The organism is Ignavibacteria bacterium, assembly GCA_017303675.1.
Classification (GTDB): domain Bacteria; phylum Bacteroidota; class Ignavibacteria; order Tepidaquicellales; family OLB5; genus OLB5.
In genome coordinates, this window is record JAFLBX010000001.1 from 756,138 (window position 1) to 780,145 (window position 24,008).

The window sequence follows — 24,008 nt, forward strand, 5'->3', positions numbered from 1 at the left end:
CTATAAAATTTTTGATTTTTGCTCATACAGAGCACCCTCCCGCCAGCGGCGGGACAAGCTGTCCTCTGCTTTGCGCACCCATCCTTATCAATGGAGCAGAACTATGATGCAGCCTCACTGATGTGGCAAGCATAACATTGTTTCACGTGAAACAATGTTGTTAATTGCAGGGATCAATCCCCCACTCATCTTTTCCGCGGCATTTCCAGTTGCGGTTTACAACCACAATCTTCCAGGTTGTCTCATTCTTTTTAACAAGCAGCTCAAATTTTTCTGCCGACATATTTTGGTGGACCGGATTGTGGTTTATCATAACAACGAGCACTCTGCCGTGGGTTTGAGGACTAAGCTCATATGTGAACTTACCTTCTTCGTTGTTATATAAATAATCATGGTAAAACCGGGATAACTCCTCAGGGGAAGATATATCATATTTTACAGATAAAATCTTATTTATACCAGAAACATCTTCCGAAATAGAATCTTCCCCACAGCCACAAAACAGGGTTAGAAAACCAGCAAAAAATAGCACGTTTAATAAATTTACAAATGTTTCACGGGAAACATTCTTTAAAAAAAGCCCATTTTTGCGGATTTGTATCACTTACCAATGCAAAATTTTGAAAATATGTTGTTTAAGATATCAACATTTGCGGTTTTCCCGATGATCTCAGAAATGGAATCCATAGCTGCCCTAATTTCAAATGAAATCAACTCGTTACCGCCACCCTGCTGAATTTGTTCTTTTGCATTCACAAGATATTCACAAGATTTCAACAAACAATCTCTGTGTCTTTCATTGGTAATTATCACTTCACTATGGCTATTTTTATTAATCAGCTCCTTAGCCCTGGAAATAATGGCGCTTTCAAGTTCGTCCATATTTTCACCTGATTTTGCAGAAACAGCTAATCCATGTTTTGATACCCCCGGCATTAAGTCAATTTTATTAATCACCTTAATGGTCTTGCTGCTGAAGTCTGTTTCAGAAAGAGCGTCAACCTTAATATCTGAATTTGTTACTTCATCAATCTCAAGCACAATATCAGCTTCTTCTATCTTAACTTTTGAGCGCCTTACGCCCTCTTTTTCTATGATATCTATGGTTTCTCGGATACCTGCAGTATCAACCAGATTGAACCGTATACCGCCCATGATCAGTGGTTCCTCAAGAAAATCACGGGTTGTACCCGGGATATCGCTTACAATTGCGCGATTTTCATTTAGGAAATAATTAAAAATACTTGATTTACCGACATTGGGTCGGCCTATTATTGCCAAATTGACGCCGTTTTTGATTATTTTGCCGCTTTCATAACTTTGCGTTAATGATTTGAATTTATCAATCAACTTATTGACCTTTTCAAGCAGTACGTTTTTTTCAACCAGGTCAATTCCCTCTTCAGAGAAATCGAGTTCAAGCTCAAGCAGTGAACAATAATTGATCAGGTCTTCGCGCAGCTTTTTTATCTTTTCGGAAAATTTACCGGTGAGCTGGGCAAGAGCAAGCTTGTTTGCTCCATCGGTTTTAGCTTTAATAAGATCAGCAACCGCTTCGGCCTGTGCAAGATCCATCTTACCGTTCAGATACGCTCGCTTTGAAAATTCCCCCGGCTCTGCGTGAAACGCTCCTAGCCGGTTGAGCAGCTCGCTTACTTTTCGGTAAATGAAGCTTCCTCCGTGTGTGGAAATTTCAGCTACATCTTCGCCTGTGTATGAATTAGGAGCTTTGTAGAATGTAACAACAACTTCATCGATAAATTCCGCACCGTTAAACAAATAGCCATGATGTGTAGTATGTGAGATGTAGTGGTCAATCGGCGCAGCGATAAAATTCAGATAACTCTTTGATAAACAGTTAGATACGAGCGAAAATGTGTCTTTTCCGCTCAGTCTGATCACTGTTATGCCAGACTCCCCCACCATGGTAGCCGGCGCAAATATTATTCTGTTATCAAAGCTCATAACAGCAAAGATAGCGATTAATGATGAGTGAAAAAATGAAGAAGGAGAAACGCAATTTCAAATGTCAAAATCCAAATGTCAAAATACATTATAACGTGTGACCCCGATGGGGTCAATGTGTTGTGAATAAATTTAGCTATAAATGTGTGACCGCTCTGCGGTCATTTATTAGAAAAAAAATATTCAGAAGAAAGAAGCCCGGGGGCTAGAGGAGCCGAACATTCTGACCACCCCGACTCAGGCTTCGCCTGAGCCACGCCTCCTTAAAAAATGAGGGGAACTTTTGTAATTTGACTCCGCTATGAGTCAAACATTTATAGATAATGGATTATTCTATATCATCCCGACTCCAGCGGAGTCGCACATAAAAATATGCACATGTGACCCCTAGGGGTCAGACTGTTTTGTAAATACTTTTAGCTATAAATATTTAACCGCTCTGCGGTCGTGAATATCATAGCTTAAACAATTAACGGGATTTACGCGGAATTGTTAATAAACCGTAAGCCGCAATTAACGTAGTGCGTGTATTTAGGGGAAATCAGGTGTATTTCCAATAAAAACATTGACAAAACTGGTTTTTTTAGCTATTATGCAAAGCGAGACTGAGATTTTTAATGTTAATAAGTTGTGAATAACTGTTCATAGCTTGTTAAAAATTGTTTAAAACACTCTCCTCTGTTTATATCAATATAATAAAGTTATTAACATTTTTATGTTAACAACACCTCCGCCAAGAGGTTAAAGCAATGATTTTCATAATTTTAGTTTTTTATTTAAATTGTTAATTACTTTATGAATATTGAAGTTTTTAAATATTTAAAGCGTTTGTTTTAATCTTAATTTTAAATTAACACAGTTTACTCGTTTAAAATATAAACTTAACCAAACATTAACCGGCAGAAATTTTATGCCGGAATATTTTAACTGACCATTTTATATAATTATTTTTTTAGAAAAAGAAATTGAACGGACACGAATTACAACACAGTGAAGATACCTATACAGATCAATCCATTTCAAAAAAAGATATAAACGAAAATATTTTTTCATCTGAAAAGAACACTGCAGATGATATCGCCACAGAAGATTTAAAGCGCCAGGAAGCTTTTAATACATGGACGCGTTTCATGGATATTGTTAAGCTTAATGTATCAGACCTGAAGCTTAACACATGGTTCAAGCCGATAAAAGCTATTTCGCTTGAAGGCAGTGTGCTGACAATTTCGGTGCCCAGCCAGGATTATTATGAAATGATAATTTCACGCTTTGGCGATATAGTTATCCGCGCAATAAGATCGATACTCGGCGATGAAGCAAAGATTGTTTATGTTATCGACCCGAAGACAACCTTTTCACAGGAGCCTGAATTACTCGAGGCTCCCCCGCTGACACATGAATCCGTAAACGTAACGAAGGCCGGCACAGACCAGAACACATTTGATCCGAATTTTTACCGTCCGGGCATAACTGCCGTTCAGGTAACACCTGAAAGCGACCCTGCTTTAACACAGAAATGTTTTTTGAATCCGGAATACACCTTTGAAAATTTTGTTAAGGGTAAAAATAATGAGTTTGCAACGGCTGCGGCAATATCAATTGCCAATAAACCGGGCGCGCAGTATAACCCGCTTATGCTTTATGGCGGCGTGGGACTTGGTAAAACCCACTTAATGCAGGCTATAGGCAACCAGATAAAGGCTGCTAACCCGCAGATGAAGATCATGTATCTTTCGGGTCCGGATTTTACCACCAATTTTATTCAAAGCATCCGCATGAACAAGGCGCATGAATTTGAAAGATTTTATAAATCGCTTGATATGCTGATTGTTGATGATATCCAGTTCTTAGAAGGCAAAGAGAGCACTCAGGATTCATTTTTCCAGATATTCAACTCATTGTACCAGCTCAAGAAACAGATAGTTCTTTCATGCGATAAGCCGCCGCATCAGCTCGAAGGTCTTGAAGAACGCCTGATAACCCGCTTCCAGTGGGGTTTAACGGTGGATATCCAGGCGCCTGATCTGGAAACAAGAATTGCAATCTTAAATAAAAAGTGTGAAAAGGAAGGATTCGGGGTTCCATATGAGGTGCTCGAATTCATAGCTTTAAATATCAAGGATAACATCCGTTCACTCGAAGGCTGCTTAAAAAGCCTGTTATTCGATGCCGAACTTACCCGCTCCCCTATCAATATCGATATGGCCAAACGCAGCGTATTAAAATTCGGCGGCATTAAGAACCGCAGGCAGAATATTGATATCAGCGTGATAATAGCTTCGGTTTCAAAATACTTTAATATTGATGAATCATTGTTAAGGCTCAAATCAAAGCAGCAGGAAATAGTTCACGCCCGCCATACGGCTATGTATCTAAGCAAGGAGCTTACTTCATCATCGCTGCAGACAATAGGCGCGCACTTTGGCGGAAGGAACCATGCAACAGTAATACATGCCTGCAAATGTATAGAAGAAGTTATTAACAAAGATCCTTCATTCAAAGATAAACTCGAACAAATCAAGGAGATGTTATTAACATAAAAATGTTGATACATCATAAATTTATATCAAGCTATCCACAATACACGGATAGCTTTTGTTTTTTATAATATGTGTGTTGGCTGATGTTAACAAACTGACATATATTTAACAAAGATGTTAACAAAAAATATGTTTATTAGTTTTATTTTCATTCTATATTTAAAGATAAGTAGTTAAATTTATACTTATAAACAGTACTACTACTACATCTTTTTTTTATTATATAATAAAGAATAAGTATAGTAATTAAATCCTGAGCGCAAGCGAAGGATCTCATCAATAGAAAATTTATTTATATTGAATTTTGAAATCACTTTTAAAAAATAATTTATCTAAAATATTAGTTATCTGAATGAGACACTTCACTTCGTTCAGTGTTTAATATGCTCGAAAAACTCACAATAAAAAATTACCTGCTGTTAAAGAACATTGAAATTGATCTTTCAAAGGGATTTAACATTATTACCGGTGAAACCGGCGCGGGTAAATCAATACTTATCAACGCTCTTAATTTATTGCTGGGCGGCAGGGCTGATTATTCAATTATCAGCAAAAGTAAGGATAAGATGATAATTGAAGGGATAGTGAGTATTTCCAGGGATAATAAGGCTGCAATCGGCAAAATCCTGAAAGAGCGCGAAATTGAATCTTTAGGTGAAAATATTATAATAAGGCGTGAATTATATACCAAGGCTTACAGCCGGTGTTTTATCAACGATACGCCGGTTGGCACCAACGATCTGAAGGAGCTTGGTGAAATAATAATTGATATTCACTCGCAGAATGAACACCAGTCTTTGCTGAAAAAAGAAATGCATATTGAGCTGGTTGATTCATACCTGGTAAAAAAAGAAGGCAAAAAGTTTGAAGACAGGCTGAACAGTTATAAACAGGGTTATGAACAACTGTTAATAAAACAAAATGAGTTTGATGAAATTAACAATAAGAAAAGTGATCTTGACAGTAAACGAAGTTTTATAGATTTTCAGCTGAAAGAAATTAATGAAACTGACCCTCTGCAGGGTGAAGATGAAGAGCTTGAAAATGAACTTAAGACCGGCGAGAATATAGAAGGTATTAGGGAATCATTAACGCTTGCATATTCCAATCTATATGATGATTCAGGCAGCGTGCTTGAGAGAATAAAAATAGTTGAAAAAGAGCTTGGCAAAATAGGGGAGTATAACACAGATATCCAGAAAATACTGGGTGATGTCAGCGAATCAACAACAGCGCTTCGTGAGGCGAGCCGCCTGATAGGCTCACTGCTTGATAACCTGAATTTTGACCCGGCAAGAGTTGAGGAAATCCGCGAAAGGCTGTATAAGCTGCAGTTCTTAAAGAAAAAATACGGCGGCTCAATTGATGAAGTAATAAAGCTGAAGGAAACCCTGGAAAAAGACCTTGGACTGGTAGATAATTTTGATGAAACTATAAGCAATCTGAAAAAAGAAATTGATGAGCTGGTTAAAGAGCTTTTCAAAAAAGCAGGGGAGCTATCAAAGATTCGCAGGGAAAAATCAAAACAGCTTGAGACTGAGACAGTAAAAATTTTAAAAGAAGTAGGATTTGAAAATGCTGAGTTCAGGGTGGATATCAAATCAGCCACCGGTACGAAGGGATCCTTCGCTAACGCTCAGGATTTAAAGAACAACGGATATGATGATGTAGAATTCATGGTTAAGATAAACAAAGGTGATGAATTTTCATCATTGCGCAAGACTGCATCAGGCGGCGAGGTATCGCGTATTATGCTTGCGGTGAAATCGGTATTAGCCGGAGCTGATAAGGTTGATATCCTGGTCTTCGATGAAATTGATACTGGCATCAGCGGCCGCATAGCACAGAAGGCGGGAAGGGTAATGAAGGGACTTTCTGCTTACCGCCAGGTTATTGCAATTACTCATTTAGCACAGATAGCCGCGCTTGCCGACGAACACCTGCTTGTGGAAAAGGAAACCGAAGGTAATTCCACAATTACAAGGATAAGGCCATTGGATAAAAACGAGAAGGTCATTGAGGTTGCAAAATTACTTAGCGGCGAAAAGGTAACAGACGCAAGTATTAAGAGCGCGAAAGAATTAATGTCAGCGTAATATTATAAGTTCCCCTCCTTTTCTAAGGAGGGGAAAGACCGCCGAAGGCGGGATGGGGTGGTTTCAGAAAAACTAAATTCAACATAATTTTTAGTATACCCAAGTAACAGCTCTGTTGCCATGGCTGGATAAGCTGTCATAACTCGCCAAGGTTTGTTAAACCTTACTTTCCATAAAACGGAGGGAAGCTATCTGTATTTAGAGTTAACTTTTAAGAATCAACAAGATTAAAATGAAGCACTTACCCTACTTTGAACTATACAATTTATTAAAACAAAAGTTTGCTTCGGCAGAACGGGAAATTATTATCCCGGAATTAAATATTGTTATATCGCGCCGTAAGTTCCGCTCACAGGGGGCAGAGGTTCTGCCCGGGAGGGAGAACTACTGCTGCAGCAAACACGGCTGTACTTTTGCCGGAGAGCGGGCAGATGAAATTCCCGGTGAAACAGAGGAGAGATCTATTCTGCATATACCTGATTCAGAAATAAGCTGCAATGAAGAATTCGATTATATTGTGATCGGTAATTCAGGAAGCCCAGAATCAGCTAAAGCAATAATACTTTTTCACGGGCTCAATGAAAAAAAATGGGATAAATATCTGCCATGGGCTTACAGGCTGCTTGAGAGCACCGGCAGGCCGGTGATACTTTTCCCGCTGGCATTTCATATGGACCGCGCGCCAAAAGACTGGTCTTTACCGGCTAATATGAACGCGGCCGCAAGGGAGCGCGCAAAAGGTGATCTGCTGAACAGCCACACATCTTTTGTTAATGCCGCAATAAGCACAAGGCTTGGCGCAAATCCGCAGCGGTTTTTCTGGTCTGGACTTGAAAGCTACATTGATGTTACCTCATTTTTGGGCGAGCTTAACAGCGGCAGGGTAAAAGGGTTTTCCCGCGGCACAACGGCAGATATTTTCGGTTATTCGATCGGTGCATATTTCGGGATGATACTTATTATGGCCGGCGCCGGCGGGCTGACTGAGAGCTCTAAGCTTTTCGCATTCTGCGGCGGAGCTACACTGGACAGAATGTACCCGATCTCCAAATACATCCTTGACGCGAAAGCCGCAACGGCAATTGGAAGCTATTACCTTGAGCTTTTGAACAATAATTTTAAAAATACCCCAAGGCTCAGGCATTATTTAAGCGATGAGCATACAGGTGAGAGCTGTTTTAAGGCTATGCTGTTATACCACCATTACAAGGAGCTGCGCGAAGACCGGCTTAGGCTTGCCGCAAAACGCATAAGAGCCGCCGCTTTGAGGCTTGATACAGTTGTGCCGCCGGTCGAGGTTATGAATACGCTGCAGGGAGAAATGCGGGATATAAATATCACAGTAGATATTGAAGACTTCCCGTACCAATATTCACATGTGAATCCATTTCCTTTAGCCGAAAAACATGCGGAAGAAACAAATAAAGCATTTCTAAAAATAATGGATAAGGCAAGTGCGTTTTTTGGGTGAGGAGTTTTAAAAAAGACTCCGTCAGGGGTTTAAGATTTATAGAAAATATTAAAACATAAATAATCAACTCCGGAGGAGTCGCATATTATAAATAAACATGTAACCGCATTGCGGTCACATCACAACGCAAACAGCATGTTTTATCTATCAGCGCCGAGGCCCCAGACCCACTTATGTATATTGTGGGGGAATCCCGGGTGATCGAGGAACATCAAAACACACTCACCGCTTACAACGTTTATACCGCTTAGCTCACAAAAACGCACAGCCTTTTCGCTTTCAGCTCCCTGCTGGAACCAGATATTTTTTATTCCCGCCGCAATTGCCTCATTGGCAGCATGTTCCGCTTCGTGCGGCGGAACGACTATTATTGCAGCTTCGGGCAGCCGCGGAAGCTGGCTGAGTGAGTTATAGGCTATTAAGTTATCGATTAATTTTGCGGAGGGGTGAACGGGGTAAACAGTGTATCCTTTTTTCTTCATTGCGGCAAGTATCATGTTGCCGAACTTTTTCTTTTTCGCCGATGCGCCGAAAAGCGCAAATGAGCGAAGCTTCATAAAATTTTCTATTTGCTGTATGTTCTTTTCTTTTTTCATGGGTGTAATATTCCGGTACATTCAACAAAATTAAGCGAAACCATGTGATATTTGGTATGACAGGGGTCAGATGAAACTATGATTAATAATCCGCTAAAAGCTGTTGAATTTGCATAGCATAACTACTCTACGGCAGGTAAATTTGTAAATTGGTTTTTTATATATATTACTGAACTAAACTAATATTTAAATGAAAAAAACAGCAATCATTTTAACGGGATTATTTTTTATATTTGCAACGGCTGATATTTTTGCGGATGATAAATGGCCGGAGCTTGAAACTTTCCACAAAATAATGTCAACAACATTTCATCCCGCCGAAGAAAACAATTTTGAGCCCATAAAAACACGCATTGGCGAAATGGTTGAAGCAGCAGCAAAGCTTACTGCAAACCCGGTGCCGGCTGAGTTCAACAAGCCAGATATAATTGATGCAGCCAAAAAACTTGAAGCCGGAACAAAAACCCTGGAAGAAAAGATAAAGGCAAACGCATCAAATGAAGATATTTTTAAAGAGCTTAACTCGCTGCACGATACCTTCCACACAATAGTAGGTTTATGTAACCCGAAGGAAGAGCATAAGGACGAGAAGAAGTAGAGGTTGATATTTAAGTCCCCCTTTTAAAGGGGGACAATTTCTATAATAACCCCTGCATTGATAATCAAAGAATTTTTTACCGGGATTCCGAGATTCACGCCGGGGATTTTTATTTTTGTTAGCATTAAGTTTTCAAATCCCCATCGCCGTTTATCGAAAATTATTGCTGTGGTACAATTTACATTTTTTAGAAAAATATAAATTTCCTCCCCCTTTAGAAGGGGGACTTATTGGCATTAATTTTCGTGAAAACCATTCGCTTCACATGTCATTACATTCCGTGTGAAGCTCAGGATTAAATATCACTTCATATATTCTTCCTTAAGAAGGTAATAATATGCAGGCATCATGTGGTGAGCAAAGGCGCCTGCAATGCCGCCGGTTGAAAAGAATTTCTGTTTATACTCTTCTGTTGGCATTAATATAACCGGCGAGCCGGTTACGGTATAATCCATTGAGCTTACATATTTCGGCTCTTTAAATTCCGGCAGGAATTTATTAATTATTTTATAAATCTCTTTGCCCGTGTATTTTATAAGTACATCTCTTGCGTCATCCATATCACCAAGTACCGATCTTTGAATAAGTCCAATTACTACGCGGGGGAAAAATCCAAGGTTTGCAGCAAGTGTTGAATCAACCGGTGTGAACGGATCGTTATGTTTAAAGTCATACCGCGTCTGAACTGTCGGCGGCATTTGCGGGACCCAGTCCATTTGATTAACCACGCGGTGAGACCATCCTCCGCGGGTGATGAACTCAAAATCATACGCGTAATAAAGATTGCCCGGCTTTGGGGCGGCGCTGCAATAGGTTTTAAATGTGATATCATTTGGCAGCGTGCCGTATGGCAGGTAATAAAAGTATGAGCGCATCAGGTAGGCGATTGCCGCACCCTGGCTGTGCCCGAAGAGAATAAAATCCTTTACACCTTTTGCATAATACTCATTTATCTTTTCTATTATCGATGGCGCGAGGAATTTCATTCCGAGCAGGAATCCGGTATGAACCGCCGCATTTTTATCTGAGGCAAGCTTGTAGCTGAATACTTCCCTGCCGAATTTCAGCGAACCTTCGGCAGGTACCAATGGCGCGTAGAAATCAAGCATCCATGATCTTTCGGTGGCAATTGTGCCGCGGATATTTATTACAGCAACGGAGTCGCTGCTGAGCCACATATCCCAAAGGTTATCAAGCCCAACAGTTTCGCTGCGGTAAACATGCTGCCACCCGTAGGGATATGGATCTTGCGGCGGAAATTTTAAAGTATCGGTAAATCTTTCGGTCATTTCAAGGCAGCGGGCATATTCATTTGCATCAAAGCCCGGTTTAAGCCTTTGTGAAAATATTAAAGCCGGAACGAACAGAAAAAGTAATATATATTTCATACCAGAATAAAATTTTGACAAAGATACTTAAATTATTGTTAACTGCAAAGTAACATGGTTTCACATGCTGTTCTATTAGATTTACTGCTGTAATTTTCTTCATTTAACCATTTAACAAATAAGAGTATATTGTTATAATTCATAAAATTAATTAATAATTTTTACTGTTGTAAACTTATGAAAAAACAATTCTTTTTAGGAGTATTTTTAATTTTTATTTCATCTGTGCTTTATTCCCAGGTTTATGGTACTTTTAAAACAAGGTTTATTGTGAACGATGACTCCACCAACGCTAAGAATATTGTTCAGGAAAAGACATCGGTATTTATTGAGCCGCTTGGAGTTTTCGGCAGCCATGAAGACCTGGGTAAATATTCCTTTGTATGGAAGAGCAAGAAAAATTCCAAAGAAGTGGTTGAATCAACATTCAACCTGCCAACAGCGGAAAGTGATGATTTTGTATTTGAATGGGGACCGTACAACGATAAATATGACGCATCCGGAAACCGCGTTACAAAATTCAACATTCTATCAGGCAGCGTAAGAACTGAAATTTCAGGAAAGACGATAAGATATTATTTTAACGCAGTTGGCGAAGATGAAGGCAAAAAGATAGAAATGCGCGACGGAGTTTTTGAATATACTCTTTTGAATTAAACGGTTTAATAAATTATAATTTTGAATGGATATAAAGCTTTTTAATACATTAGGCAGGCAGAAACAGGTATTTGAGCCGATAGAAGCAGGCAAAGCAGGGCTCTATACCTGCGGTCCGACTGTATATGACTTCCAGCATATCGGCAACTTCAGGACATTTATGTTCGAAGACCTGCTTAAGCGCGTGCTGATATATAACGGATACGAAGTTACGCACATTATGAACATTACCGATGTGGGTCATTTAGTTAGTGATGGCGATGAAGGTGAAGATAAAATGGAAAAGGGCTCTGCCCGTACCGGCAAGACCGTCTGGGAAATTGCCGAGTATTACACGCAGTTCTTCCTTGATGACGCAAAAGCGCTGAACCTGTTACCTCCTACAAAATATACCAAGGCTACCGATTATATTCAGGAGCAGATCGATATGGTTAAGTGCCTGGATGATAAAGGCTATACGTATGTAACCAGTGACGGCGTGTATTTTGATACATCAAAGCTAAAAGATTACGGCAAGCTTGCAAATCTTGATATCGAAGGGCTTGAAGAAGGCTCGCGCATACAGTTTTCTGCCGAGAAGAAAAATAAAACCGATTTTGCGCTGTGGAAATTTTCACCTAAAGATACAGACACAAAGCGTCAAATGGAGTGGGATTCACCCTGGGGCAAAGGATTCCCCGGTTGGCATATTGAGTGCTCCGCAATGTCGAGGAAATATCTCGGTGATACTTTCGATATTCACTGCGGCGGAATAGATCACATACCGGTACACCACACCAACGAAATTGCGCAGTCAGAAGCCTGCACAGGCAAGCCGTTTGCGCATTACTGGATGCACGGCGCGTTTCTTGAGGAAGAATCAGGCAAGATGAGCAAATCAAAGGGTGAGTTCTTAAGGGTTGAAACACTAATTAAGCACGGCTACACACCGATGGATTACCGCTACCTGTGCCTTGGCACGCATTACCGCAAGCGGCTGCTTTTCAGCTGGGAAATACTTGAGCAGGCTAAAACCGCAATGACAAGGCTTAAGCAGAATGTGCAGCAGATACGCGATGAAGCTAGTAAAAATTTTGATGAGCGCGATGCATCACTGCCCGAAGGCGAGAGGGAGAAATTCCTTGAAGCGGTGAACGATGACCTGAACATGCCGCAGGCACTTGCAGTGCTGTGGGGTGTTGTAAGAAATGATAAGCTAACAGCAATTGAAAAGATGAAATTGGTAAATGATTTCAACCGTGTGCTTGGTTTGGATCTTGATAAAGATATAGAAGCAGGAAGTACGAACGTTCCGGCAGAAATTATGGAGCTTGTTGAGGAGCGTATTGCCGCAAAAAAAGCTAAGGACTTCAAGAAGGCTGACGCACTGCGCGATGAATTAAAATCGCTCGGCTGGGAAGTACTGGATAAGAAGGATGGAGTTGAAGTGAAGGAAATCGGGAAGTAGGAGTTTAAAATTACGAATGAAATCTTCTTTGAAAATATTGGTTTTGTTGATATCTGGTATTACTTACTCACAGAATTATAATATCCCAGAACAGCAAAACAGTGAGGCATTAAAATCTATTAAAATAATAGAGAGTATAATGCATTCACTTGATACAACTTTTAATGCTACATGGGAAACGAATAGACCGGAAAAAATTGACTCAATTTGTTATAGCCACAAAACCCAGTTTGATATATTGTTAGAAAAGAATGGAAGGTATCGGGAAATAACTCAGCTGGGAAACAGACTGGAGTACTATGATCATACTTTAGGTGAACTGAAAGTAAGATATGTAATATTTGATAATAATTTATGGAAGATTAAATTTAACTTTGACTTTACTTACGTTAATACAGACGACACCCTGTATTATTATCAACCAAGTATAAATTTTTTGGATTCGATTAAAACCACCACTCAACTTCCTATAAAGTTTGAATATTCGGTTTATGAAAAAGAAATCATGGGCTATAGCTATACATTTGTTTTTCCTAGAATAGACTATGAATTAAGAAAATATTTCAAAGGAAAACTGAAACCCTATATGGAGGTAAAAAATAAAGACAGTGAATTCAAAAAGGATGTTGAATTTGTAAATGACCCGATTAATTTATTAGTATATGGATTTGCCTGCGGAATCGGGGGGACTCCGCCTGACGGACTCTGGGAATTTGCCAAAATTATACATTATAAGAAAATTTACCTTGCCGAAGAATTACTTTTTTCCCCAAACCCTGTTACGAGATTGATGGCTCATGATGCAGTAGAATTTTATATAAAAACTAACTTCTATTTTCCAGGCACAAAGATTATTAAACAGCTTAAAGAAATAGAAAAAGACGAAACAATTATTCGAACTTGTTGGGGATGTTCTTTCGAAAATATTTCAATGAAAGAAGCAAACATTAAAGCTGCAGGCAATAAAAAACATTTATATGAAGATTTTATTTTTCTAAAGAATTTTTAGAAATATTAACTTATATGTCATAATGAAAAAACTACTCGCTTCTTTATTCTTTCTTGTTTTAATTTTAGCAGCGCAGAATATTTACTCACAAAAAGCCTATGATGTTGAAGGTAGGTATGCTATCGGTAAAACATATTGTACCATTGAGTGGAGCGAAAGCTCGAAAGCTTTCCGCGTCTATTGGGATAACGGCACCGGCTATACGCTGCTGTTCTACAGCGATGAATACCCGAACGGCAATATTGTTTACACTGAATATGAAAATGACGGCGTAACATATACCGGGACATTCACATTTACAGACAGCGCATGCAATACAGGCACATATGACAGGTGGGACGGCAAACAGTTTTCGATAAGGAAGCGGTAAAACGACCCCTCCCCATGCAACGCTGAATAGAAAATAATATTATATTGTTGCGCTATTAGAGGTAACATATGGTCTTTATTATGACTTTTTGGGTATTTTTGAACATCAGTTGAAGTCCACTGAAATAATAGTTATATTTAATATATGAAATCAATAGTAATAACACCAAAAACCCGCACCGAACTGGATTTATTATCAGCGCTTTTGAAAAAGCTAAATATAGAGGCAGCATATATAAATCCGGAAGAGAAAGAAGATTTAGGATTGAAAATATTAATGAGGCAGTCAGATAGAAAAAAGATTGTTCCCAAAAGCAAGGTTATCAGAAAACTTAAGTCAGCATGAAAATAGTTTTTCTTTCAAAATTTTACAAGGATTTAGGTAAAATTAAAGATAAGAATACGAGGGAGCGGCTTTTGAAAATTATTGAAGAGATCGAATCTGCCAACTCCCTTTTGGATATTAACAATATAAAAAAATTATCGGGAGATAAAATATCCTATCGAATCAGACTTGGTGACTATAGATTAGGAATTTTTTATGAAAACAATACAGTTGAACTTGTTCGTTTTGTTCACAGAAAAGATATATATAAAGTTTTTCCATAAAGCCGTTTAATTGTGCGCCTCCAAGTCTCCGCCTGGAAACCAGGGAAAACGGAAAGATTGCATCCTTCCTACCGCTTCATGGTTTTTAGGCAGGTGTCACTTCGTTCCCCGCAGAATATTTCAAAATTGAAACAAAAGTCCTTTACGCCAAGTATCATATAAAAAAGGAGATTACAATGATTTCTCTGTTTATTTCTCTGATGCTGATCTTCACAGTATGTACTAACTCTGCTGAACTGCCGGGCGCTGATAAAACTACCCGTGATACTTGCCGCAGTATGGCTGAGGCAGAAAGTCTTGCCAATAAAGATGCCGTTATTTACGGATGGCTGCAGAAATACACACCCGTTACACAGGGCAAAGGGAGAAACCATATGTTCTGGCATTGGGAAATAGAATTTCCGGACGGTTCAAGCATTCCCGTAGTCAGTAAGGATAAATCCGACGGCGAATCCATAGTATTTGATGAATACGCATTTTCTAATGTAGTGATATACGGAAAAATATTTTTCGGCACTATCATTGGTGATGGTGACCCTTCTCATCAGAGCGCAAGCGGTTACAGGATAGACGCAGACGGTATTGATTTTCTGCCGGGCTATGAGCCTCAGAATAAAGTTGATACATGCAGAATATTCATTGACCTTGAAGCCAATGCGAACAAAAAGATCATAGCAGCAGGAAAGCTGCTTAAATATGAACCGCCGCATGACGGCAGCAAGCTTGGCGATGAAATGATATGGGGATATGTTCTGGAAATGCCCGACGGAACCATTCTGCCCCTAAAAAAAACCGGCGATGACCTTGAACCTGAATCTTTTATTAAACGCGATGTTTATATTTACGGCTTTTTAAAGCATGGCATAATTTTCGGCAGTGAAAATACTGCCAATTTGAAAGGTTACAGGCTTGACCCACTGGAAATTAAAGTAAACGAAAAAGGAAACGTAATACCGCTTAACGAACTGAAGATCAAAATGAACCTTACTGAATTTAATGAAGATGGTTACCGTGTCCGCCCAGACGGCGAAAAAAGCACGGCGCATTATGAGTTTTGTATTCCCGCAAATGATTCGATACTGGCAGAAATAAAAGCGATGGATCCCATGGCCGAGGTCATGAAAGGTTCCAAAGGCCGCTCAGGCTGCACAGATAAAGAGTGGCTTGTAATTTCATCAACACGCAAAACCGGATTCAAAGATATAATTAAAAAACAGGCAGAGCTTCAGTATGTGAGGAAAATTACAGAGACGTTTTGGGAGTGAGTAGAAGCGAAACGTCAAATGTCAAAGCTCAAATGTCAAAAATATTTTTGTAGCGGGCAGGCTTGCCTGCCCCTGAAAAGGCGTCGGGCAAGCCGCGACGCCTACGAAAAAAAAATCTCTTTAGCAGAAATAATTATATTTAAAAAATTTTAGCGATATTTGTATGATTTAAATTTTCTTCATCCATAAAGTTCATAAATGATAAAAAAAGTTTTACTTGGGATATTTCTGCTTTTAATTGCGGCGGTGATATTCCTTTTTTATTTCGCCTGGCGCTCGCCAGCTTTTTACGAGGGCAGTATGGCATGTAAATTTGCCGCACCGCCGATGAGCATGGCAGAGTATGACAGCGCTGCGCAGACACATCCCAGACCCTTTATTATAGATATTAACGCATCAAAGAAAGATCCGAAATGGGGTAAGGTATTGTTTTACGGGGCAACACATACCCGTGACCCTCAGGATCAGCAAATTGCGGATATTGAAAAACGCTGGGATAATTTTGATCCGAATGTTTGCCTGGTAGAAGGCAGGCTGGGATTTTTGGTTCCGGGCTTAATGGATCCCGTTAAGGAATACGGCGAAATGGGTTATGTTTATAAGCTCTCACGCCGTGACGGAGTTGAAGCCTTTACATGGGAGCAGCCCCTGGATAACGAAATTACAGCCGTACTGAAAAAATTCAAGCTCGAACAGGCTGCGGTGTTTTATATACTTCGTCCGTATTTCAGTAACCTGCGGTTTGGCAAGCCCGAAGATCCTGATGAGTATGTTAAGGGGTTTATTGAAAAGCGTACTCAGCATCCGGCACTGCAGAATACAATAAAGAGCGTTGCCGATATTGATGCAATCTGGAACAGGGAATTCCGCGGAAACGATAAGAATGGTAAGCCAATTAAAGATTGGCGTGAAACTTCAGATGAATACGGCCTGCCGTTATGGCTGGGTGATATTTCCGCCGAAAGTAATTATGTACGCAATGAATACCTGGCATGTTTAATTGTAACACTGGTTAAACAGGGTAAACGCGTTTTTGTTATAGGAGGTTCAAGCCACCCGGTATGCATTGAAAGGACGCTGAATTCAGAATTAAGGTAAATTATATAAAATATAAGAGTCAACTGTAGCGAGAGGTTCCAATTTAGTAAACAAAGCCATTTCGCCTGCCGGGAATGTTAATTTTTTTGTAGCGGGCGCGGCTTGCCCGCCCGTAAATGGTAACAAACAAAGGCGTCAGGCAAGCCGTGACGCCTACAGGATAAAGATCATGTTTTTGCAAGGGGGGTGGCTTGCCCGCCCGCAAATTATTTAATTACATATGCCATTTAAAAAATACAAATCGTTAAGGTTAAAAGATTACGATTACACTTTGCCCGGAGCATATTTCATAACAATATGTGTAAAGGATAGAAAATGTTTATTCGGCAATGTTTCAGGCGGAGTAATGATTTTGAATGCAGTCGGCAAAATTGTTCAAAATGAGATGATAAATATTGCAACACACTATCAGAATATAGAAGTTGGTGAGAATATTGTAATGCCGAATCATGTGCATATGGTTGTTTATATATATGAATTAACGGGCGTCAGGCAAGTCGTGACGCCTACAAAACGCATACGGCTTCAGGATGTAGTTGGTTCGTATAAATCAGGCGCATCCCGGGAAATCAGAAAAATCAAAGGATGTGAGAACTTCAGATGGCAGCGGTACTATCATGATCACAGAATTAGAAACGATAAAGCGCTTGTGAATATTTCACAATATATCAGGCTGAACCCTGTAAACTGGGCAGAAGACATTGAAAACGAATTATACGTTATGGGTATTACTCAAAAAGAAAGAACAGATAAGGCAAAAAAATTTTATAAAAATTTAACAAAATAAAATATGTTTACAGTATCCACACCGCATTTTTTGGTTAACGTTGTTACCAAACCCGAAGTCGCAGATCACCTGATACCGAATATTAAGAAATTTGATATTGTTTATTATGTCAGGGAAGATCTGAAAGGCTCAAGGCCGGCAGACCCGGAAGAAAAAGATATAACAAAAGTTCAGATGCTTTGCCGAAGAGGAATATTAAGCGAAGTAATGAGCTATGTTAAGGAATATTACATAAAGGGCTACGGCGCTGTGTGTTATTACGAAGAGGTTAATGTGCCGATGTAGGCATTCGCGATTTCGTGCTGCGAAAAAGAAAGAGATTATGTTTAATTCCCTTATTTAAAAAAATATAATTGATTAATTTTGTTTTATGGGCGAGCTAAAAGCTAAAGATTCCGTAATACTGAACTACCCGGTTGATTATGTTTACCGCACGGTTACAGATATTGCTTCTTACAGCAAATGGTGGCCGCATGAAGTTAAAAGCGAGCTTGAGTATCTTGATCCCGCGATAATAGGCACGCGAATAAATGTGCAGAACGGTCCGCTGGTTAAGTGGAAGTCTGTGGTAAGCGGGTTCAAAACAAACAGGCTTCTGGCGATTGATTATGTTGAGGGCGCGTGGATAGGTAAAACAGCCTGGCGGTTTGAAGAACTGCCTTCGGGTACCAAGCTCACAATGGAAATTGATATCAGCTGCAACAGGTTGTGGCTGAAGGCTGTATCAAAGCTGATGAACTTAAGCCGCATGCACTCAAAACAAATTACGGGTATCTTTTCTAACCTGGGGAAATACCTGGAGGAGAATTTTGAAGAATATAACAGGCAGCATAACGGCGGCGGAATTTCAGTATCAGGGATCGATCATTTGGTGCTTCATGTGAGTGATATAAAAAGATCTGCAGAGTTCTATAAAGATGTATTCAGGGTTGAATACATCAAAAACGGCACCGGCGAAACCACGCTGAAATTTGGCAGCCAAAAAATCATGCTGGTTGAGCATAAAAACGGGCTTTCGGCAAATAAAACAGATGTAATTTTCAGGATGGAGCTGAATACACCGCCGGACAAAGTAAAAGCCATTCTGCATGAAAAGGGGGTAGAAGTACTTCCCGGCCCGTTCTATTCATCTGCAGTAAATACCAATAATGAGCTGTTCTTTATCAAAGACCCTGACGGATATTTAATCGCATTAAGATCTAACAAAAAAAACCAATAACCGTTTTACTGATTTTCATAATTTAAAGATGAAGATAAAAACATTATCAGCAATATTTGTTCTTGTTATTTTTCAGAATATTAATCTGCTTTCCCAGGATGCTGCTTATTTATCAAAACAGGGCGATTCTCTTTATTACCTTAAAGAATATGAAAGCAGCGTAAGTAAATACGAGCAATCACTTCAACTAGACCCACAGAACACAGATGTGATATACAATGCCGCCTGTGTTTATTCTTTATTGAACAGAGCTGACGATGCTTTTGCGAAGCTGGAGCTTCTGCCGCAGCTTGGATACGAAAACGTAAGATGGATTTCCAGGGACAGCGACCTTGAGAAAATGCGGAGCGATGAGAGGTGGAAGAGGCTGATGGAAAAGCTGCAGGCTAATCTTGAAAAGCGAAAAGATATCAGCAATATGAAAATAGTTACAGGCGATATCACTAATTTTTGGGAAATGTACGATGTTTATAAAATGAGCGGGAGTATAGATGACATTTCAAATCTGTATTTTGCCAAAAAAAGCGCGGGACTGGATGCATTTACTAAAAGACGGGTTATAAACCCCAAAGAAATGGAAAAAGTCCTTAAAGCATACCCCCGTTATCTTGAATCAATAAGGAGCAACACTTTAAAGCTTGATGGAATTAAAGATAAGCTTAGGAAATATATGCTTAAGCTCAAAGAGATATATCCTGATGTTTACTACCCTGATATTTATTTTACTATTGGGTGTTTCAACACCGGCGGCACTGTTTCGGGGAGAATGCTTTTAATCGGCGCAGAAATGATGTGTGCTGATGAAAATTCACCAAAGGATGAGCTAAATACCTGGCTTAAAGGCAATATTGGCGATTTCAGCAATATAGAAAAGATCGTGTTGCATGAATCCATTCACACACTGCAGGTGACGGGCTCAGAATCATTGCTTGAAGCTGCGATCTTAGAAGGCGCCTGTGACTTTATTACATATTTGATAACAGGAAAAGAAATGACTGCACCTCATTACGAATACGGTAATAAATATGAAAAAGGGCTGTGGAAAGAATTTAAAAAAGAAATGAACGGTACCGGGTTTACCAGGTGGCTGTATTCAGGAGAAAATTCCATAGGCAGGCCCAGCGATCTGGGATATTTTATAGGCTATAAAATATGCGAAGCATATTATGAAAACGCAGAAGATAAACAGCAGGCAGTTAAAGATATTATAGAAGTAGAAGATTTCGGGAATTTCCTTAAGAAAAGCAGGTATGAAGAAAAGTTTGATTAGTTTTAATACTGTATTAAAAACTAAAGGAGGCTATAAAAGCCTCCTTATTTATTGAACAATGTTTGGTTTTATATTTATTTCAGGGGACTGTTCTCAGAAAGCAGCGGTGTTATTTCTGCTTTAGTCAAAGTAACCTCGATGGGTCCTGCAGCATACGGCGCAATTTCATACGGGTTATAATAGAATGTAAGGCTGCCATCTTTATTTACCTTCCAGTTGTAGTTAAATGTGATCTTATTATCAAACAAACCGCCTTTATCCGTCAGGTTTTCACCCGGCTGAATATTGTTAGCTTTGCGGAATGATGCATCGATAAGCTCATTAAGTTTTTTTTCAAATCCCGCCGCAAAGATATTGCCCAGTGAAAGCGTATCGCCGGTTTCCCTGCTTATATTAAAATACTGGAGGTAGCTGTTTGGATGCGCGCCGCCCATAAATGAAGAGCTTCCCGAGGATAAACTAATCAGCTTTTTGTGGTCCTGGTTCGCTGATACATTCAGCTCAAGGTACCAGTACTGCGCAGTGCCGGGATTTTCTTTTCTGAATGCGGTATACTGCGTTATGAACGAATCAGCAGCCGCCTGCACGGTTGTAAGCACAGTATCGCCAAACGTAACTCCTCTGTTTAAAATCCCGGTAATAAATTTATTTACTTTATCTTTATTTTTTCCGGAAACAGCTTCAATATAATCCACTTTAAAATAAGTGCAGGTATCGTTAGGTGAGCAGTTGTTGTATGATTTAAGCAGTGATTTATCAGAAAACTTCAGGTCTTCATCAGTAGGCTTGAAATCTTCTGTTTTTTTACCATCCGTTGTTTTTGTATCATCCTTCTTTGAACAGGATGTAATGAATACCGCAACAAACAGTACAAGAATTATATATTTCATTATGGTAAAATTAATTTAGAGGTTTTACAAATATAACAATAATAAAAATTCACCCCAAAGAGCTAAAAAAAGATTATACAACATTAATTTTAAGCTCCGCATAAGCTGCTGAACATATCCACAGCTTTCCGCATCCGGCATTCTTTAGCTCGGCGGCGCATTCAAGTATAGTTGCACCAGTAGTAATAACATCATCTGTAAGTATAATATTTTTTCCGGAGATCTTTCCTTTATGTGCGGGGTTTATGCTGAAAGCTCCGCTGACATTTTCCCTTCTTTCTGATCTGTTAAGCCGGGTCTGCGTTGGAGTGAACCGTGAGCGTATGAGTGCATCGTTTATTACTTCAATTGAAAGTATATTTTTTATTCCCGCCGCTATATATTCACTCTGATTGTAAGTTCTATCGCGGTACTTAGCTTTGTGCAGCGGCACAGGGATGATGAGCTCAAACTCATTTTTGCAAGCCGGGGTGATCAGCTTTCCGATCTCTTCACCCAGCATTATTCCTGCTTTCTTAATTTTTTGATATTTGAGCGCATGAAAAAGCTGCTGAATTGCTGTTGCTTCGCGAAACCAGAAAACACTCGCGGAATTATCTATTATTCCCGCAGAGATCTTCTCAGCCTGCCAGGGGTGAACTTCATTATATTTTTCCAGGCTTCCGTAACATTTGCCGCAGAGGTATTTTTGCTCACCGTTAATCGGCGCTTCACAAGCCAAACAAGTGTTTGGCAGGATAAAATCAAGGAGTCCGTTTAATAAACTTTTAAACACAATTTGGGTAAATCATTTCATGGTTAAATTTATAAAAACTCTTTAAAAACAGCACGGTAAGATAACTTTTTGAATTTTAAATTCAAAGTAAAAATTATAAATTCAAGTTTTACGCAAAAAATCACCTCGAGAGCTGCCTTCTGTTAAAATTTACAGAGGCATTTACCAAAAATGGCTAAAACACCATCCATAAGAACCCGGGAATTAATTGAATACGATAACGCCATAAGGGGCGAAGGCAAAGGATTGCTTTGCGGGCTTGATGAAGCAGGACGGGGACCTATTGCGGGACCGGTAGTTGCTGCTGCTGTAATTTTTGGTGATGATGTTTATATAGAGGGGGTTTTCGATTCAAAAAAAGTAACAAAGAAAATGCGTGAAAATCTTTACGAAGAAATTATCACTTATGCTTTAAGCTGGGGCGTTGGAATAATTGATAACAGGCAGATAGACGAGGTAAATATCCTTAATGCAACAAAAGTCGCAATGAATACTGCTGTAGGAAGTCTTTGCGAAACGCCGGGTATAATTATAGCTGACGGGAATTTTTATATAAACCCCGCAGCCGAAGTAAGGAACGTGATAAAAGCCGATGAAAAAAGCTTTTCGGTTGCAGCGGCATCAATAATTGCCAAGGTTACCCGTGACAGGATAATGTGTGAATACGAAAAAACCTATCCCAACTTCGCATTTTCATCGCATAAGGGTTACGGTACATCGGCTCACCTGGAAGAAATACTGGAGTTTGGCTATACGGATATACACAGAAGGTCATTTAAGCTGAAAGCTGCTGAACAGTTATCACTTAACCTGTAATTTGTTATGAAGCTGGGCAGAACGGGCGAAGCAATTGCAAAGGAATATTTTGAATCGCTTGGCTTTGAAGTTGTTGCTGAAAACTACCGATTTGAACGCGCTGAGACTGACCTGATAGTGAAGGATGAAAGAAACAGGGTGCTGGTGTTTGTTGAAGTAAAAACCAGGCGAAATAAAAATTTCGGCGAACCGCAGGAATCCATTACCCCGAAAAAACAGCAGCAGATGGTAAAATCAGCCGAAGGCTTTTTAATGATAACACCGGGTTTTGAAAACTATGAAAAACGGTTTGATGTTGCGGCTATAATGATAGCTGACGGAAAGGCAAAGATAGATCATATTGAGAATGCTTTTTAAAGCATAATTTCAAATGACAAAACTCAAATGTCAAAAAAATAATTAATAAATGCTGGACAGAATAAGCCTGAAAAATATACTGGTACTTGATATAGAAACTGTGCCGCAGTATGCTTCCTATGAGGAGCTTCCGGTAGAGTGGAAAGAGCTATGGAAGAAAAAGATGGCGCGTGATATCAAGGAGGGTCTAACACCCGAAGGCTTATACCAGCGCGCGGGCATTTATGCCGAGTTCGGGAAAATAATCTGTATTTGCGCCGGTTATTTTTTTGAAAACGGATCAGGTCTGCAGTTCAAGGTGAAGGCATTCTACGGTGATGATGAAAAAAAGCTGCTTGAAGATTTCAGCGAAACACTTAACAGAAGCTTCAGCACTGACGAACATTTATTATGCGGGCATAACAGCAAAGAGTTTGACTTTCCGTACATTGCACGCCGGTGCTTAATAAACGGGCTGCCAATACCTTACCTGCTTGATAATGCAGGCAAAAAGCCGTGGGAGGTTCAGTTAATTGATACTATGGATATGTGGAAATTCGGTGATTACAAAAGCTTTACTTCGCTTAACCTGCTGGCAGCAGTATTCGGGATAGAATCACCAAAGGATGATATTGACGGAAGCCAGGTTTGGAGCACATACTGGCTGGAAAAAGACCTTGAGCGAATAAAAAATTACTGCATGAAAGATGTTGTTACAGATGCGCAATTATTGCTTAAGTTCAAGGGTATGGAACTTCTTAAGCCGGAAAATATAAGTTTTACAAATTAAAAAAGTTTATCAGAGTT

The 24,008-nt window shown here is 39.5% G+C and carries 24 protein-coding genes; 19 read left to right on the top strand and 5 right to left on the bottom strand.

Annotated elements, in window-relative coordinates:
* Positions 1–600: 600 nt before the first annotated feature.
* A complete protein-coding gene (mnmE, locus tag J0M37_03455; GenBank protein MBN8584125.1) occupies positions 601–1,965 on the bottom strand; it encodes a tRNA uridine-5-carboxymethylaminomethyl(34) synthesis GTPase MnmE in 1,365 nt (454 codons plus the stop codon).
* Positions 1,966–2,930: 965 nt separating this feature from the next.
* Here mnmE and dnaA point away from each other — a divergent pair.
* The 3 genes from dnaA to J0M37_03470 all read left to right on the top strand — a co-directional run bounded on the left by dnaA (position 2,931) and on the right by J0M37_03470 (position 8,072).
* On the top strand, positions 2,931–4,505 hold the full coding sequence (gene dnaA, locus J0M37_03460) for a chromosomal replication initiator protein DnaA (protein ID MBN8584126.1): 1,575 nt from the start codon (positions 2,931–2,933) through the stop codon (positions 4,503–4,505).
* A gap of 383 nt (positions 4,506–4,888) precedes the next feature.
* Positions 4,889–6,601 (top strand): DNA repair protein RecN, encoded by a 1,713-nt coding sequence (recN, locus tag J0M37_03465; GenBank protein ID MBN8584127.1) that lies wholly within the window; start codon positions 4,889–4,891, stop codon positions 6,599–6,601.
* A 232-nt stretch (positions 6,602–6,833) separates the two neighbouring features.
* The gene (locus tag J0M37_03470) at positions 6,834–8,072 is read left to right on the top strand and encodes a hypothetical protein (GenBank protein MBN8584128.1); all 1,239 of its coding nucleotides are present in this window, start codon (positions 6,834–6,836) and stop codon (positions 8,070–8,072) included.
* Between the two features lie 140 nt (positions 8,073–8,212).
* Here J0M37_03470 and J0M37_03475 read toward each other — a convergent pair whose 3' ends face one another.
* Positions 8,213–8,668 carry a CoA-binding protein gene (locus tag J0M37_03475; GenBank protein ID MBN8584129.1) on the bottom strand — a complete coding sequence of 152 codons (456 nt, stop codon included), beginning with the start codon at positions 8,666–8,668 and terminating at the stop codon, positions 8,213–8,215.
* Positions 8,669–8,858: 190 nt separating this feature from the next.
* On the opposite strand from J0M37_03475, the gene J0M37_03480 reads away from it, so the two are divergent.
* Positions 8,859–9,266, top strand: coding sequence for a hypothetical protein (locus tag J0M37_03480; protein ID MBN8584130.1), 408 nt, complete (start codon positions 8,859–8,861; stop codon positions 9,264–9,266).
* Positions 9,267–9,568: 302 nt separating this feature from the next.
* Here the strand turns inward: J0M37_03480 and J0M37_03485 are convergent, their stop codons facing one another.
* Positions 9,569–10,654: a lipase family protein gene (locus J0M37_03485; GenBank protein ID MBN8584131.1), complete on the bottom strand. Its 1,086-nt coding sequence runs from the start codon at positions 10,652–10,654 to the stop codon at positions 9,569–9,571.
* A 177-nt stretch (positions 10,655–10,831) separates the two neighbouring features.
* Here J0M37_03485 and J0M37_03490 point away from each other — a divergent pair, with 177 nt between their 5' ends.
* The 12 genes from J0M37_03490 (at position 10,832) to J0M37_03545 (ending at position 20,384) form a co-directional block, all read left to right on the top strand.
* A complete protein-coding gene (locus J0M37_03490; GenBank protein ID MBN8584132.1) occupies positions 10,832–11,311 on the top strand; it encodes a hypothetical protein in 480 nt (159 codons plus the stop codon).
* A gap of 25 nt (positions 11,312–11,336) precedes the next feature.
* Positions 11,337–12,758 (top strand): cysteine--tRNA ligase, encoded by a 1,422-nt coding sequence (locus tag J0M37_03495; GenBank protein MBN8584133.1) that lies wholly within the window; start codon positions 11,337–11,339, stop codon positions 12,756–12,758.
* Positions 12,759–12,774: 16 nt separating this feature from the next.
* Positions 12,775–13,767, top strand: a complete 993-nt coding sequence (locus J0M37_03500) for a hypothetical protein (GenBank protein MBN8584134.1) — start codon at positions 12,775–12,777, stop codon at positions 13,765–13,767.
* 22 nt (positions 13,768–13,789) lie between these two features.
* The gene (locus J0M37_03505) at positions 13,790–14,137 is read left to right on the top strand and encodes a hypothetical protein (GenBank protein MBN8584135.1); all 348 of its coding nucleotides are present in this window, start codon (positions 13,790–13,792) and stop codon (positions 14,135–14,137) included.
* Positions 14,138–14,281: 144 nt separating this feature from the next.
* Complete coding sequence (locus tag J0M37_03510) at positions 14,282–14,482, top strand: hypothetical protein (protein ID MBN8584136.1); 201 nt, start codon at positions 14,282–14,284, stop codon at positions 14,480–14,482.
* Complete coding sequence (locus J0M37_03515) at positions 14,479–14,745, top strand: type II toxin-antitoxin system RelE/ParE family toxin (protein MBN8584137.1); 267 nt, start codon at positions 14,479–14,481, stop codon at positions 14,743–14,745. Before J0M37_03510 ends, J0M37_03515 begins: the two co-directional genes overlap by 4 nt.
* Positions 14,746–14,921: 176 nt before the next feature.
* The gene (locus tag J0M37_03520; protein ID MBN8584138.1) at positions 14,922–16,010 is read left to right on the top strand and encodes a hypothetical protein; all 1,089 of its coding nucleotides are present in this window, start codon (positions 14,922–14,924) and stop codon (positions 16,008–16,010) included.
* Between the two features lie 198 nt (positions 16,011–16,208).
* Positions 16,209–17,108, top strand: a complete 900-nt coding sequence (locus J0M37_03525) for a hypothetical protein (protein ID MBN8584139.1) — start codon at positions 16,209–16,211, stop codon at positions 17,106–17,108.
* 220 nt (positions 17,109–17,328) lie between these two features.
* Complete coding sequence (locus J0M37_03530) at positions 17,329–17,895, top strand: transposase (protein MBN8584140.1); 567 nt, start codon at positions 17,329–17,331, stop codon at positions 17,893–17,895.
* Between the two features lie 3 nt (positions 17,896–17,898).
* Entirely contained in the window at positions 17,899–18,180 is a 282-nt protein-coding gene (locus tag J0M37_03535) for a hypothetical protein (protein ID MBN8584141.1), read from the top strand.
* Between the two features lie 85 nt (positions 18,181–18,265).
* A complete protein-coding gene (locus tag J0M37_03540; GenBank protein ID MBN8584142.1) occupies positions 18,266–19,114 on the top strand; it encodes a VOC family protein in 849 nt (282 codons plus the stop codon).
* A 28-nt stretch (positions 19,115–19,142) separates the two neighbouring features.
* A complete protein-coding gene (locus tag J0M37_03545) occupies positions 19,143–20,384 on the top strand; it encodes a hypothetical protein (GenBank protein ID MBN8584143.1) in 1,242 nt (413 codons plus the stop codon).
* Positions 20,385–20,458: 74 nt separating this feature from the next.
* Here J0M37_03545 and J0M37_03550 read toward each other — a convergent pair whose 3' ends face one another.
* Positions 20,459–21,274: a DUF3298 domain-containing protein gene (locus tag J0M37_03550; GenBank protein ID MBN8584144.1), complete on the bottom strand. Its 816-nt coding sequence runs from the start codon at positions 21,272–21,274 to the stop codon at positions 20,459–20,461.
* Positions 21,275–21,347: 73 nt separating this feature from the next.
* Positions 21,348–22,049, bottom strand: a complete 702-nt coding sequence (locus tag J0M37_03555) for a ComF family protein (protein MBN8584145.1) — start codon at positions 22,047–22,049, stop codon at positions 21,348–21,350.
* Positions 22,050–22,220: 171 nt separating this feature from the next.
* Here J0M37_03555 and J0M37_03560 point away from each other — a divergent pair, with 171 nt between their 5' ends.
* The 3 genes from J0M37_03560 to J0M37_03570 are packed head-to-tail and all read left to right on the top strand — an operon-like array spanning position 22,221 to position 23,991.
* Positions 22,221–22,865 carry a ribonuclease HII gene (locus J0M37_03560; GenBank protein ID MBN8584146.1) on the top strand — a complete coding sequence of 215 codons (645 nt, stop codon included), beginning with the start codon at positions 22,221–22,223 and terminating at the stop codon, positions 22,863–22,865.
* 6 nt (positions 22,866–22,871) lie between these two features.
* Complete coding sequence (locus J0M37_03565) at positions 22,872–23,222, top strand: YraN family protein (GenBank protein MBN8584147.1); 351 nt, start codon at positions 22,872–22,874, stop codon at positions 23,220–23,222.
* A 49-nt stretch (positions 23,223–23,271) separates the two neighbouring features.
* Entirely contained in the window at positions 23,272–23,991 is a 720-nt protein-coding gene (locus J0M37_03570) for a 3'-5' exonuclease (protein MBN8584148.1), read from the top strand.
* Positions 23,992–24,008: the final 17 nt, after the last annotated feature.

What these genes read in the sequence shown, in the direction of transcription:
- J0M37_03545 (MBN8584143.1), top strand. Translation starts at nt 19,143, where the DNA reads ATGAAGATAAAAACATTATCAGCAATATTTGTTCTTGTTATTTTTCAG.
- J0M37_03505 (MBN8584135.1), top strand. Translation starts at nt 13,790, where the DNA reads ATGAAAAAACTACTCGCTTCTTTATTCTTTCTTGTTTTAATTTTAGCA.
- J0M37_03470 (MBN8584128.1), top strand. Translation starts at nt 6,834, where the DNA reads ATGAAGCACTTACCCTACTTTGAACTATACAATTTATTAAAACAAAAG.
- J0M37_03500 (MBN8584134.1), top strand. Translation starts at nt 12,775, where the DNA reads ATGAAATCTTCTTTGAAAATATTGGTTTTGTTGATATCTGGTATTACT.
- mnmE (MBN8584125.1), bottom strand. Translation starts at nt 1,965, where the DNA reads ATGAGCTTTGATAACAGAATAATATTTGCGCCGGCTACCATGGTGGGG.
- J0M37_03510 (MBN8584136.1), top strand. Translation starts at nt 14,282, where the DNA reads ATGAAATCAATAGTAATAACACCAAAAACCCGCACCGAACTGGATTTA.
- J0M37_03550 (MBN8584144.1), bottom strand. Translation starts at nt 21,274, where the DNA reads ATGAAATATATAATTCTTGTACTGTTTGTTGCGGTATTCATTACATCC.
- J0M37_03480 (MBN8584130.1), top strand. Translation starts at nt 8,859, where the DNA reads ATGAAAAAAACAGCAATCATTTTAACGGGATTATTTTTTATATTTGCA.
- J0M37_03475 (MBN8584129.1), bottom strand. Translation starts at nt 8,668, where the DNA reads ATGAAAAAAGAAAAGAACATACAGCAAATAGAAAATTTTATGAAGCTT.
- J0M37_03560 (MBN8584146.1), top strand. Translation starts at nt 22,221, where the DNA reads ATGGCTAAAACACCATCCATAAGAACCCGGGAATTAATTGAATACGAT.
- J0M37_03520 (MBN8584138.1), top strand. Translation starts at nt 14,922, where the DNA reads ATGATTTCTCTGTTTATTTCTCTGATGCTGATCTTCACAGTATGTACT.
- J0M37_03540 (MBN8584142.1), top strand. Translation starts at nt 18,266, where the DNA reads ATGGGCGAGCTAAAAGCTAAAGATTCCGTAATACTGAACTACCCGGTT.
- J0M37_03565 (MBN8584147.1), top strand. Translation starts at nt 22,872, where the DNA reads ATGAAGCTGGGCAGAACGGGCGAAGCAATTGCAAAGGAATATTTTGAA.
- J0M37_03570 (MBN8584148.1), top strand. Translation starts at nt 23,272, where the DNA reads ATGCTGGACAGAATAAGCCTGAAAAATATACTGGTACTTGATATAGAA.
- J0M37_03490 (MBN8584132.1), top strand. Translation starts at nt 10,832, where the DNA reads ATGAAAAAACAATTCTTTTTAGGAGTATTTTTAATTTTTATTTCATCT.
- J0M37_03495 (MBN8584133.1), top strand. Translation starts at nt 11,337, where the DNA reads ATGGATATAAAGCTTTTTAATACATTAGGCAGGCAGAAACAGGTATTT.
- J0M37_03485 (MBN8584131.1), bottom strand. Translation starts at nt 10,654, where the DNA reads ATGAAATATATATTACTTTTTCTGTTCGTTCCGGCTTTAATATTTTCA.
- J0M37_03525 (MBN8584139.1), top strand. Translation starts at nt 16,209, where the DNA reads ATGATAAAAAAAGTTTTACTTGGGATATTTCTGCTTTTAATTGCGGCG.
- J0M37_03530 (MBN8584140.1), top strand. Translation starts at nt 17,329, where the DNA reads ATGCCATTTAAAAAATACAAATCGTTAAGGTTAAAAGATTACGATTAC.
- J0M37_03515 (MBN8584137.1), top strand. Translation starts at nt 14,479, where the DNA reads ATGAAAATAGTTTTTCTTTCAAAATTTTACAAGGATTTAGGTAAAATT.
- recN (MBN8584127.1), top strand. Translation starts at nt 4,889, where the DNA reads ATGCTCGAAAAACTCACAATAAAAAATTACCTGCTGTTAAAGAACATT.
- J0M37_03535 (MBN8584141.1), top strand. Translation starts at nt 17,899, where the DNA reads ATGTTTACAGTATCCACACCGCATTTTTTGGTTAACGTTGTTACCAAA.